The sequence below is a fragment of the Polyangium sorediatum genome, from assembly GCF_029946465.1.
Lineage (GTDB): Bacteria > Myxococcota_A > Polyangia > Polyangiales > Polyangiaceae > Polyangium > Polyangium fumosum.
On sequence record NZ_JARZHI010000136.1, the window covers coordinates 1 to 11,957 of the forward strand.

The 11,957-nt window shown below is 68.0% G+C and carries 10 protein-coding genes; 3 read left to right on the plus strand and 7 right to left on the minus strand.

The window, feature by feature from the left end:
- The 3 genes from QHF89_RS48990 to QHF89_RS49000 all read left to right on the plus strand — a co-directional run.
- A partial coding sequence (locus QHF89_RS48990; protein ID WP_284721980.1) for a hypothetical protein occupies nt 1-1,597 on the plus strand: 1,597 nt, incomplete at its 5' end.
- Nucleotides 1,598-1,703: 106 nt separating this feature from the next.
- Complete coding sequence (locus tag QHF89_RS48995) at nt 1,704-2,729, plus strand: formylglycine-generating enzyme family protein (protein WP_136972922.1); 1,026 nt, start codon at nt 1,704-1,706, stop codon at nt 2,727-2,729.
- Between the two features lie 123 nt (nt 2,730-2,852).
- The gene (locus QHF89_RS49000; protein ID WP_284721981.1) at nt 2,853-3,908 is read left to right on the plus strand and encodes a formylglycine-generating enzyme family protein; all 1,056 of its coding nucleotides are present in this window, start codon (nt 2,853-2,855) and stop codon (nt 3,906-3,908) included.
- Between the two features lie 75 nt (nt 3,909-3,983).
- Here QHF89_RS49000 and QHF89_RS49005 read toward each other — a convergent pair whose 3' ends face one another.
- The 7 genes from QHF89_RS49005 to QHF89_RS49035 form a co-directional block, all read right to left on the minus strand.
- Complete coding sequence (locus QHF89_RS49005) at nt 3,984-4,352, minus strand: response regulator (protein ID WP_136934453.1); 369 nt, start codon at nt 4,350-4,352, stop codon at nt 3,984-3,986.
- Between the two features lie 215 nt (nt 4,353-4,567).
- Nucleotides 4,568-6,121 (minus strand): M16 family metallopeptidase, encoded by a 1,554-nt coding sequence (locus tag QHF89_RS49010; protein WP_136972920.1) that lies wholly within the window; start codon nt 6,119-6,121, stop codon nt 4,568-4,570.
- Nucleotides 6,118-7,500 carry a M16 family metallopeptidase gene (locus tag QHF89_RS49015; RefSeq protein ID WP_136972919.1) on the minus strand — a complete coding sequence of 461 codons (1,383 nt, stop codon included), beginning with the start codon at nt 7,498-7,500 and terminating at the stop codon, nt 6,118-6,120. The genes QHF89_RS49010 and QHF89_RS49015 overlap by 4 nt, the downstream gene beginning before the upstream one ends.
- A 65-nt stretch (nt 7,501-7,565) precedes the next feature.
- Nucleotides 7,566-8,675 (minus strand): isopenicillin N synthase family dioxygenase, encoded by a 1,110-nt coding sequence (locus tag QHF89_RS49020; protein WP_284721982.1) that lies wholly within the window; start codon nt 8,673-8,675, stop codon nt 7,566-7,568.
- A gap of 78 nt (nt 8,676-8,753) precedes the next feature.
- Nucleotides 8,754-9,617, minus strand: coding sequence for a DUF4215 domain-containing protein (locus tag QHF89_RS49025; RefSeq protein ID WP_284721983.1), 864 nt, complete (start codon nt 9,615-9,617; stop codon nt 8,754-8,756).
- Between the two features lie 130 nt (nt 9,618-9,747).
- Nucleotides 9,748-10,593 carry a DUF4215 domain-containing protein gene (locus QHF89_RS49030; RefSeq protein WP_136972918.1) on the minus strand — a complete coding sequence of 282 codons (846 nt, stop codon included), beginning with the start codon at nt 10,591-10,593 and terminating at the stop codon, nt 9,748-9,750.
- Nucleotides 10,594-10,657: 64 nt separating this feature from the next.
- The coding region (locus tag QHF89_RS49035; RefSeq protein ID WP_284721984.1) for a PEGA domain-containing protein at nt 10,658-11,957 on the minus strand (1,300 nt) is incomplete at its 5' end.

Genomic DNA, 11,957 nt, shown 5'->3' on the forward strand with positions numbered 1-11,957 from the left:
GGGCGCGGGCGGGGAAGGCGGCGCGGGCGGCGGCGGGATGGGCGGCGAGGGCGGCGGCGGTGGCGGCGGGATGGGCGGCGAGGGCGGCGCGGGAGGAATGGGCGGCGCGGGCGGCGCGGGCGGCGGCGGCATGAATGGCTTTGCGGCGATCGTGATGCCGTCGAGCCACGTCGTGCTGGAGGCCGACAATGGCGGCGCGCTCGCGGCCGGCTGCGGCGTGCAAAAAGACGGAGTGGCATACGGCGGCGCGTTCAGCTCGACGGTCACCGTCTCGCCGCAGGCGGGCGTCGTCGAGAGCGCGGGCAAGTACACGTTCGCCGAGGCGGGCATCTTCACGGTGGGCTGCGAGGTTGTGGTCGAGGGACAAACCGTCACGGCCGAGACGCAGGTCTCCGTGCTCAACGAGGCCATCGCGCCTGTGCTCGCGAAGGCGGGCGCGGGCCTCGCGGGTGTGCAGAATGGGTTGCACGCCGTGATTGCGGCGAACGGCGGCTCCGATCAAGCGCTGAAGGACGCGGTCCTCGCCCTCGACGCGAGCCTCGTGGACCTCGACCCGCTCCATTACACCGAGTTCGCGGACGTCCTGCGCAAGATCCCCGGCGATTATCCCACGACCGCCGAGCTCACGGCGGTGGGCGTCGCGAAGAGCGCGGACGACGACGCCCTCGCGGCGGACCTGGATGGCCTCGGGGCCGCGCTCGCCGAGCTCCGGACCACGATCGCCTCGATCGATCCGAGTGCGCCGAAGGCCGGCGACGAGGCGCTGCTCGAAGCGAAGAGCGCGGCCGTCGCGTCCGCCGTGCAAAAGCTCGCCGCGCTCGAACCCACGGCGCACGGCGTGATCGCGAATCGCGCGAAGTTTGCCGGGCTCGTGCGGGATCAGGTTGCGCCGGCGGGCCGATCCGTGGGGCAGCTCGTCAGCGCGATGGTCAAGGCCGAGGCGGCGCCCGTCTTCATGGCCAAGGCGCCGGGCGTGGGCGAGAAGCCCGGCGGCGGCGCGAGCCATTTCGGCTTCTTGAGCCTCACGCTCGGCATGTTCAACCAGAACATGCTCCAGATGCAGCTCATCAACAAGATGTACGGCAAATACATCGAGGCCATCGACAAGAGCCTGAACAACCTGATCCTCATCCAGGCGATCGATTACCTCCTTCCGCCGAACCCAGAGGGGCCGGTCATCGAGATGATGTACGCGAGCTCGAGCACGAGTTTTTCGAAGGTCGGATACGACACCTGGGTGCACGGTCACGGCTTCAATTCGGACCCGAACTTCAACATCTTCATCATCATCGGCGAGGGGTGGCAGACGATCGTCGAGAGCGTCTTCACCGCCTGTGGGGTCGGCGATGCGAACACGCTCCCCGAGATGGTGGACACGGTGGAGCAATGCATCAAGGATGTGAAGGAGGCCGCGCAGAACAGCCTGCCGACGAACTCGATGGAGGTCGTCGAGCCGGGCTTGCTCGCCGAGCAGGACATTCACATGGGTCCGTTCCCGGAGGCCTGTTCGAGCGCGATTCCCCTGGCGATCGGCGTCATCCCCGTGAACCTCGCCACGGGCCGGGGCCCGGTGTACAAGTCGAACTGCATCAAGTGACGTGAATGCATCGAGCCCGAGCGCCCGCGCCTCCCCGGCGACGTGGCGCTCGGGCTTTCGGCGGGCGCGAAGGCGCGGCGGCATCGGCAGAGAGGAGAGGGTGGCCATGAAATGGGGACGGTGGGCGTTGGGCCCGCTGCTCGCCTTCACGGGATGCGTGCAGATCCTGGGGGGCGACAACGAGTATTGGGTCGGGAACGCAGGCGAAGGCGGCGGCGCTGGTATGGGCGGAAGCAGCAGCGGAAGCGGAGGCGCGAGTTCGAGCAGTGGGAGCGCGGGAGCGGGCGGCATCGGCGGGACGGGGGGCGCGGGCGGGACGGGCGGCGTCGGTGCTGGCGGAATGGGCGGCGCAGGCGGCCAGGGAGGCGGGGGCGGGCCGACGTGCCCCGTCACCAGTACGCCGATGGTGCTTGTCGAGAGGCCCGAGGGGCTTTATTGCATCGACGCGACCGAGGTCACGAGTCTGCAATATTCGTTGTGGCTCGCCACGAACCCGAAGCCGGACAATGAAGATGCCGTTTGTGACTGGAAGACCTCGTACACTCCACGTTCGAGCGGCGCGAACTGCAACAGTACCCATTACGATCCCATCACGAAGCCCAACCATCCGGTGGCTTGCGTCGATTGGTGCGACGCGCGCGCCTTCTGCGTGGGCGTGGGGAAGCGCCTTTGCGGCGCGTTCGGGGACCAACCGCTCGGCTATGACGAATTCAACGAACCCACGAAGAGCGAGTGGACGTACGCCTGCTCCAACAAAGGGGAGAGGAACTATCCGTACGGCGATGACTACCAAGAGAAAAGGTGCGTCGACGATCCCTTCGACGGCCTCGTGAACGCCGGCAACGGCCATACCGAGCCGGTCAAGACCGCCATGAACTGCAAGGGCGGTGCCGGTTTCTCGGGCCTCTTCGACATGTCTGGCAACGTATTCGAGTGGGAGGACTCTTGCCGGCCCACCGGGAATCCCACCGATCCCAAGGACGATCAGTGCCGTGATCGGGGCGGCTCGTTCTGGGATCAGGAGGGCAGGCTGTCTTGCACCTCCCTGTCCGTGGACCGCAGGCGCGACGCCTACAACAAGAATGTCGGCATCCGCTGCTGCGCCGATCCCGTTGTCCTCGGCTCCCCCTGAACCGGCGTGGGTTACGGCCTACAACTCGCTGCCCATCTTCAATTTTACGCCACTGTTCGAACCTCCGAACCTTCCATTCCGCCCACTTCTGTGCACCGTTGCTCCATGGTAAAAGCAACTCCCATGCACCGCACCTCTCTCGTCCTGTTTGGCGTGCTCTTCCTTCCCATCCTCGGCTGTTCGCTCGATACCAATGGCGCGAAACCCATTACCGGGGGCGGTGGACAAGCGGGCAACGGCGCGGGCGGAGGCGCGAGTTCGAGCAGCGGGAGTTCGAGCAGCGGGAGTTCGAGCAGCGGGAGCGCGGGCGTAGGTGGTGTCGGCGGGATGGGCGGCGCTGGCGGAATGGGCGGGATGGGCGGAGCAGGCGGAGCCGGCGGAATGGGCGGCGCGGGGGGCCAGGGGGGTGGGGGCGGGGGCGGGCCGACGTGCCCCGTGGGCAGCACGCCCATGGTGCTCGTCGAAGGGCCCGAGGGGCCCTACTGCATCGACGCGACCGAGGTCACGAGCCTGCAATATTCACTATGGCTCGTCAAGCTGCCGGCGCCGGACACGCAAGATCCGTTGTGCGGCTGGAAAAACTCGTACATACCGCGTTCGAGCGGCAATAGCTGCAACAGCACCCATTACGATCCTATCACGAAGCCCAACCATCCGGTGGCTTGCGTCGACTGGTGCGATGCGCGCGCCTTCTGCGCGGGCGTGGGCAAGCGCCTTTGCGGCGCGTTCGGGGATCAACCGCTCGGCTATGACGAGTTCAACGATTCCACGAAGAGCGAGTGGACGTACGCCTGCTCCAACAAAGGGGAGAGGAACTATCCATACGGCGATGACTACGAAGAGGCCAGGTGCGTCGACGATCCCTTCGATGGCACCGTGAACTCCGGCAACGGCAATGCCGAGCCGGTCAAGACCGCCACAAACTGCAAGGGCGGTAGCGGCTTCTCGGGCCTCTTCGACATGTCCGGCAACGTATGGGAGTGGGAGGATTCCTGCCGGTCCGTCGGAAATCCCAACGATCCCAAGGACGATCAGTGCCGGGATCGGGGCGGCTCGTTCTGGGATCAGGGGGGTCGGCTCTCCTGCACGTCCCTGTCGATCGATCGCAGGCGCGACTCCTTCAACAAGAATGTCGGCTTCCGCTGCTGCGCCGATCCCGTTGTCCTCGGCGCCCCCTGATTCGAAAGGATCAAGGGAAACCTCGGAGGAGCGAATGGGGGCGCTCCACCGAGGTTTCCCTTGTTCCGTGAACCTTCAGGCCGCGGCCGTGATCTTCGAGCGCAGGTAGCGGGAGACCTCGTCGAGCTCGTAGGGCTTCGGGACGAACCCGATCGCGCCGCACTCCGTCCGTTCGAGCTGGCGTTGCGAGAGCGGATACGCGCTCGTGAGAATGATGCGGGCCCGCGGGAAGCCGTGGCGGATCTCCCGGGCCAGGTCCAGGCCGTTGAGCTCCGGGATCATGAGATCGACCATCACCACGTCGTATCCTTGCTTGTCGTCGAGGTGGTCTTTGACCTCCTGGGCAGACGTCGCGAGGGCGACCCGGTAACCTTCGAGGCGCAATGCCAGCGAAAGAGAACGGCGCTGTGTACTTTCGCTGTCCACGATGAGCACGCTGGGCATGTCTCACCTCCCTCCCGTGGGGCTCAAAAAAGGAACGAGGGACGTATTAGCAAGGGCCGGGCCAAGATCCCCGCCGCCCCACGAGGGGGCAGATCTCAGGCATTTCCCGGGGGGTCACCGGGCTGACCAGGCCCCCATGCGGACGGACGCATTTCACCCCTGAAATCCGGGGCCACCTTCCGGTTTTCGTCTTCGCGATCCAGGGCGCGGGATCTTCAGGGCCGGGCGGGGGCCGCGGCGGGCAACGTGCGGGTTCGGGCGAAGCGACGCATCGGATCCACGACCTTCACCTCGCCGAACCTTTGCAAGATCGGGCCCACGGTCGTGGCGTCGCCCGAGACCACGACGACGGCGTGGCCGGAACGCACGTGCTCGGCGAAGGCCTTCGCCGCGGCCTCGGGGGCCATGGCGCGGATCGCGGCGATACGCTCGTCGAGCGCCTCGTCGGGCAACCCGCGGGATCCGAGGTCGCAAAGCTCGTCGGCGCGCGCCCCGGGCCGACTCGTGCTCACCGCGCGGATGCTGCCGAGGAAACGCGCGGCGGTTTCCATTTCGCGTGGGCTCGGCGCCTCCTGGGTGAGGGCGCGAAGTTCTGCGAGCACCGCCGTGAGGGCGTCGCCGGTGCTCTCGTGGTTCGTCTTCGTGTACACGTAAAATGCCGACGGCCCGTTCGCGAACGGCACGATTTCCGCGAAGACGTTCGAGGCGAGCCCTCGTTTGTCGCGCAAATCCAAAGCGAGCCTGCCCGTGGCCGCGCCGCCGAGGACCTCGGCCGCAGTGACGAACCCCGCGTGGGTCGGCTCCGACTCCTTTGGCCCGAGCGACCCCACGACCATCTCGCTTTGCGTGCTGCCAGGCCTGTCGACGAGCGTGATCTTCGTCGACTCCGGGGGCATCGGGTCCGTGAAGGAGAGGGTGGGCGCCGCCTTCCCCGAGAGCCCGCTGAGGTGTTTTTCGGCGACCTTGCGGACCTCGTCCGCGGGCACGTCGCCGGTGATCGCCGCGATCATGTTTTTCGGGACGAAATACCGGCGATGGTACGCCTTGCAATCGGCGGGCTTGATCTGCCTGATCTCCTCGGCCGTCGCGTCGAACGAGGCATACGGATGGTGCTCGCTCGGGAGCGCGAAGAGGTCGCGGTGCAGCATCATCAAAGCGCCCCAGGCGCCGTCGCTGCGTGCTTTCTCCGCCGCGCGTTCGGCGAGCGCGCCCTGCACACGCTCGACCTCTTTCGGATCGAGGCGTGGGCGGCCGAGGACCGACGCGAGCACCTCGGCCGCCTCGGCGAGGCGGGGCCCGGGCACCGAAATGCCGTACACCACCCGATCCGCATTCAGGTCCACCGACAACCTCGCCCCGAGCCCCTCGATGCGTTTTTGCAGCTCGATCGCATCGAGCGACCCCGCCCCCGACGAAGCCACGGCCCGCGCGCAGACCGCCGCGAGGCCCGTCCGTTCCCCATCCACCGCGGTGCCCGCGAGCACGGCGATCCGCAGGTGCACCACGGGCACCGCGCGATCGAGCACGCTCACGACACGCAGGCCATTTTTCAGCTCGATCCAGGTCGTCTTCGGCGTGGAGAACGGCCTCGGCGGCGCGGAATCGGGCGGCGGCTCTTTCGGGTCCGGGGCGGCTTGTGGCTCCTGCGGCTTCGCGTCGGCCGTCTTCGCGGGCGGAGGTGTGTGCAGCGGCGGGGGCGCGACGGTTTGGCCGGGACAACCCGCGACGAGGAAAGCGAAAAGCCCGAGGGCCCACGCGCGCCGCATCATCGCGACCCCTCCGCCACAGCCGCGACGTTGCCCGCAGAGGCCGGCTTCGGCCGCGTCTCGATCACGGTTCGACGTTTCGTCGTGAGAACCTGTGCCGCGGCCTTTTGCACGTCCGACGGCGTCACGGTGGCGAGCCGCTCGAGCTCGCGTCCGATCGCCCGCGCGTCGCCATTCCAGAGCTCGTGCTTGCCGAGCTCCACGGCGCGATTCCGATTCGACGCGAGGCCGAGGACGAACGCCGCTTCGAGCCTCTTTCGCGCCCGGATCGTCTCCGCCTCCGTGGGAGGCGTGTCGGCGAGCTCCTTCAGCGCCGCGTCGACCCGCTTCTCCACCTCCGGAACGGCCGCATTCTGCGCGAGCCGCACCTCGACGCGGAAGAGCCCCGGCCCGCGGCCGAACCGCGCATCGACCTCGGCCCGTGCCTCCGTCGCGAGCGCATCCGCGCGCACGAGGCGCGCGACGAGCCGCGAGCCCTCGCCGTCGCCGAGGATCACCTGCGCGAAACGGAGCGCGTCGTGCTCGCGTGTCCCGAGCTTGGGCATCACGAATCCATACGAGAGCGCCGTCGCGCGGGCGAGCGCGTCCTCGACGACCTCACGCCGCTCTGCCGTCTGCTCGGGCACGACGGGCTCGGCGAAGGGTTTGGCCTGGATACGGGCAATGTCATCAAAATGACGGTGCACGAGGGACATGGCCATATCGGGATCAAAATCGCCCGAGATCCCGAGCACGGCTGTGTTCGGGCCGAAATGCGCCGCGTGGAAGGCGCGGACCGCGGCGAGATCCGCACGCGCGAGGTCCGCGCCCGACGTCCCGTGCGCATACGCCGGACATCCCTCGAACGCGAGCGCGCGGAGCCGGGCGACCGTTTTTCCGTAGGGCACGTGATCCACGATGGCGAGGGCCTTGCCGTCGGCGTCGATCGCCGCTTGCTGGAGGTCGACGCCCCGCATGCGCTGGGCTTCGAGCCAGAGGCCGAGCGCGAGCTCGTTTTCGGGCACGATCATCGAATACGCCGCCCGATCGACCGTGCTCTTCGCCGTGACGAACCCGCCGCGCGCGGCGACGAGGGATTCGAATTCGCCCGCCGCGAGGTGTTTCGTTGCGCCGAACAGGAGGTGCTCGAAGAGCCGGACGAACCCACCCTCGCCCGGCGCCTCGTCCCGCGCGCCGACGTCGTAGGTGACGGCGAGGGCCACTGCGTTCGAGGCGTGATCCACGTTCATCACGACCCGCAGGCCGTTGTCGAGCGTGGCGCGCTGGATCGCGAGGCGCAGCGCCGGGGGCGGATCGGCCTTCGGAGGAGCTGCGAGCGCGGGTGTGGGCGCGGCGAGGAGCGCGAGCGCGACGAACGACGAGCGCGGGGAGGGGAGGCGCATGGGCCCGCGTTTCTTACCACGCGGACCCTCGGGACTCAACGCGCGGCCTTTCGCGCGGGGCCCGTTCAGCGAGGCTCACCCGCGCGCACGCTGGCGAGCCTGTCGTAATGGCGATAGCCGAGCTTCGAGAGGACCTCGGGCGGCGCGAGGCCGATGTCGACCAGCGTCTTGATATCATACGTGCCCGCCAGGACCGGCGGCCGATAGGCCGTCATCGTCTCCCGCGTTTGGAACGGCAGCAACGGGAAGAGGCGCGTATCGGTGTGCACGTGGACGAAATGGGCCATCGAGGTGCGCGCATACCCTGGGGTTTTCGGCGCGGTGATCACGTGGGGCGTCGCGAGCAGGCGCCCCCCGGTCAGGATCTCGAGCTGCTGGCCCACCTGGGCCACGATGCAGCCCGGCGGCGCGGTGCCCGGCACGAGCGCACCACCGGGACGCCCCTCCGTGCCGCGCGTACGCAAAAAGAGCCCGCTCCGGTCGTCGGGACGCGCGCAGCGATTTTGATCCCGGTCGAGGAACCAGCCGCCTGGCAGGAGCGTGAGCAAGTTGAAATCGGTATGCTCCTCACCCCAGAGCACGCCGCTCTCGCATTGCTGCGCGTCGAGCGGCAGATACTTGAGAGCGCGCGTGACGTGAGGGGCGCCGCGGGTCACGTCCACGAAGGTCTCGCGCGGCAGGGAGAGCGCGTCGGCGCACGCACGGAGGAGCGCGAGGCCGGCCTCGTGCAGGGCAAGCCCGATCGCCTCGTAAAACGTGCGGAAGCGCGGCCGGTCCTCGGGCCAGACGTTCGGCGGATGGATCTCGGGGTAGAGCTCGGCCGCGACGGGATCGACGTCGATGGGCGCGGCAAACCAGCACTCCTTGAAATCCGGCTGACCCCCGGCGACGACGGCCTTTTCGGTGTTCGGCGGGGTGTATCCGCGCTGGAACCAGAGGTCGGCGCGGGCCCAGCGTCGCTTCTCGGCCTCGGGGAGCGCGGTGAGCGCGAGGAACTCGGTGTAGAACGCATCGAGCGCAGCGGGGTCGATGCCGTGGTTTTTCACGTACACGAGCCCGTACCGGCCGAGCCCACGCTCGATCGCAGCGGCGGCCCGTGTTTCGCGCTCGACGTCGCCGGAGCCGACGTCCTGGAGATCGAGAATGGGGATATCGTCGTGGAGCGTGCCGGTCATGGCGCGGGGGACTACCACGGGTGGGGGAGGGGGCGCAACGGGGGTGTTTGGTTCGGGTGAACACGGGCACGAGGGCCGTCACATTGCGCAGAGGCCGTTCGTGCAGCTGTTCGTGTAACAATCGGCAGGCAGAGTACAGGGTTCGCCGACGAGCTTCACGCAGGTTTTTGATCCGTTCATATCGGGGTCGGCGCAGCGGGTCGTCGAGCACTCGATGTTGGTCGCGCATGGCTGACCGAAGGCTTTGAGGCAATTTCCTCCGTTGCCTATGCATGCCTCACCCTCGGAGGCGAGGCACGCCTCGCCCGCGCCATAGCTGGGGTCCTCGCCGTACTTGTCGACGGCGCTGCACTCGCCAATGAACCCCGGAGAGATGCACGTCAAGCACGCTCCGTCGCACGGTTCCCCGCAGCAGACGCCATCCACGCAAAACGTCGTCGCACAGTCAGTTTTTGCCTCGCAGGTCTTCCCCTGGGCGCACGGCGAACAATGCGTGCCGCCGCAATCTGCATCCGTCTCGTCGCCGTTCTTGAGCCCGTCCTCACAGCTTTTGCAGCTATGATCGAAGCAATACCCATTAATGCTACAATGCTGGTTGACCAGGCACTCGACACACTGCCCCGCGCCGTCGCACAGACCCGCCGCGCACAACTCGCCGGCCTTCTTCGCCACGCAGATGCTTTGCGTACCGACCGTCCCTGGGCACGTGTAGCAAGCGTCCACTGTGCACGACGTACAGCCGTCGTCGGCAGTGTCGTTCCCATCGTCGCAAGTCTCGCCCGGATCGACGACGCCGTCCCCGCAAGCCGACATGGCCCCGCCCGAACCGCCGGCCCCGTCGACGCCTACGTACTCGTCTAGCCCGAGGAGCTGACCACAGCCGCCCCCGATCAGCGCCAGGGTTGCCAACCATCCGCAGATCCGCGCGTACGCTCCGTTCACCGGTACCTCGAGGCCTCCGGACGGACGCTAGCCGAGCTTCAGGCGGGCGTGAAGAGAGACGAAAGATGTGAAGGGGAGCTTGTTGGGGGAAGGGAGCGCGCGGGGGGCTCGTCGAGCCCCCACGGCTACTTCACAACATGGCGCAAACGCCATCCATGCAGTTATTGCTGAAGCATTCGGCGTTCTCGGTGCACGGCTCGCCGTTTTGCTTCACGCACGTCTTCGTCCCGTCCCCGTCGGGATCGCCGCACCGCGCGGTGATGCATTCGTTGTTATTTGCACAGGTCGCACCCTCAGCTGAGAGGCAATTCCCCAGTCCCGAGCACGTTTTTCCATTTGCGGCGAGGCACGACTCCCCCATGCCGTAGCTCGGATCATCGCTGTACTTGTCGATGAAGTTGCACTCGCCGACGAGCCCGGGGATGTTGCATGCGGCGCACGCGCTGTCGCATGCGGCGCTACAGCAAACGCCATCCGCGCAGAACGTCGACGTGCAATCCGCGCCCGCGAGGCACGTCTTGCCCTGGTCGCAGAGCCCGCAATGCGTGCCACCACAATCGACGTCCGTCTCGTCGCCGTTCTTCACGGTATCGTCGCACGCCGCGCACGCGTTCTGGAAGCAGTACCCAGTGCCGCATTGAGCATTGTCGATGCACTCGACGCACTGGCCCGATTCATTGCAGATCTTGGTCCCCTCACACGCCTCGCCTGCAGCTTTCGGCGTGCACGCGCTCGGCGCGTTCGCGTCACACGTATAACAAGCGTCCACCGCGCAGGCGGAGCATCCATCGCCGTCCGTGTTGTTCCCGTCGTCGCACGTCTCGCCCATGTCGAGGACGCCGTCGCCGCAGCTCGACGCCATCCCCCCCGAGCCGCCGTTGCCCGCGCCGCCCGTCGTGTCCGGCGGAAGCGGGGCGTCGTCGGGACAACCCCCGAGCGCCGCCATCAGGGCGCCGAGGGTCAAAGCCAAGGTCATCGATGATCCGTACCGATTCATTTGGAGATTCCAACCTCTCGTTCGTCAGGGCATCGGCCCTCGATCAAAAGCTCCCCTTCACCACGACACCACCCGGCGTCACGTGGAGGGATGCGGAAGGCTTCGACTTCGGGCCCGTGAATGCGTAAACGGCCGTGCCGGCGCCGATGACCCCCGCGCCGATCAGCGTGACGAGCGCCGTGGTCCCGAGCGCCGCGCTCGTGCTCTGCGCATCGCGGAAATCATTCGCGCATTGTTGGTTCGCCCGGACACACCTGTTCGTCTCCCAGGTGTCATAGCTGTTCGAATCGACCACCGAGTACCCAATGAACGTCCCGAGGCTCACGAGCGCGAGCCCACCCGCAATGCCCGCGCCCGCGAGGATCAGCGTCTTGTTCCGCGCCGGCGGCGGGGGCGGCGGCGGAGGCAGGGGTTTGGCCACAGGCTGTGGCGGGGGCGTGACCGCGAGCGGCACCGTGGTCTCGGCGCCGGCCGCGACCGTGAGCTCTTTCTTGGCCTCCGGCATTCCTTCCTTGCGCGCCGTGAGGATACGCGGGCCGGGCTCCACGAAGACCGCGCCGCCGAGCGGTGACGTCCCGACCGGCTTGCCGTCGACCTGCACCTCGGACCCGTCCACGTCGACGCTCACGATCACCGTGCCGACCTTGGATTTCGCCTCGGCGAACATCTTCTCGGCCGCCTGACGATCCTCGGGCTTCGCCGCCTGGCCTTCGCGCAGGAAATATGAGAGGTGCTCCGCCGCGTCGCGTGGCTTTCCGAGCTGCATCTCGGAGCGCGCGAGGGCGAGCGCAATCTCCGCGTTTGGCTTGATCCGGAACGCGGCATCGAGCGCCTCGCGGGCCTTGTCGTGCTGGCCGGCTTTTTGCGCGCGCAGGCCCTCTTCGAGTTTTTTCGCGGCTTCCTTCTCCGGATCGGCGGCGGGCGCAGCGGGCGCCTTTGCATCGGCGCCAGCTTGTGCCTTCGCGTCCGGCGTCGCGGCATCCTTTTTCGGATCGGCCGTCGCGGCTTGCGCCTTTGCATCCGCAGGCGCGGCGGGGGCCTTTGCTCCCGGCGGCGAGGCCGGAGGCGGAGCGGCGGGGGGCGCGGCCTGGGCCTTTGCGCCTGCCGGAGGCGCGGGAGGCGGAGCGGCGGGGGGCGCGGCCTGGGCCTTAGCGCCTGCCGGAGGCGTGGCCGGTGCAGCGACGGGTGCAGCGGCCGGGTTTTTCGCGCCTGCCGGTGACGCAGCGACCGGAGCCGCCGCCGGGGCGGCCGGCGCCTTTGCAGCCGGGGGCGGCGCGGCGGGCGCCGCAGGCTTCGCGGGCAATGCCCCGCCCGACTTCGGCGCGTCCGCTGCCGCGGGGGAG

Coding starts and splice junctions, on each gene's coding strand:
- QHF89_RS49015 (WP_136972919.1), bottom strand. CDS start 7,500: ATGCGCCTCCCCTCCCCGCGCTCGTCGTTCGTCGCGCTCGCGCTCCTC.
- QHF89_RS49010 (WP_136972920.1), bottom strand. CDS start 6,121: ATGATGCGGCGCGCGTGGGCCCTCGGGCTTTTCGCTTTCCTCGTCGCG.
- QHF89_RS49005 (WP_136934453.1), bottom strand. CDS start 4,352: ATGCCCAGCGTGCTCATCGTGGACAGCGAAAGTACACAGCGCCGTTCT.
- QHF89_RS49030 (WP_136972918.1), bottom strand. CDS start 10,593: ATGACCTTGGCTTTGACCCTCGGCGCCCTGATGGCGGCGCTCGGGGGT.
- QHF89_RS49020 (WP_284721982.1), bottom strand. CDS start 8,675: ATGACCGGCACGCTCCACGACGATATCCCCATTCTCGATCTCCAGGAC.
- QHF89_RS49000 (WP_284721981.1), top strand. CDS start 2,853: ATGCACCGCACCTCTCTCGTCCTGTTTGGCGTGCTCTTCCTTCCCATC.
- QHF89_RS48995 (WP_136972922.1), top strand. CDS start 1,704: ATGAAATGGGGACGGTGGGCGTTGGGCCCGCTGCTCGCCTTCACGGGA.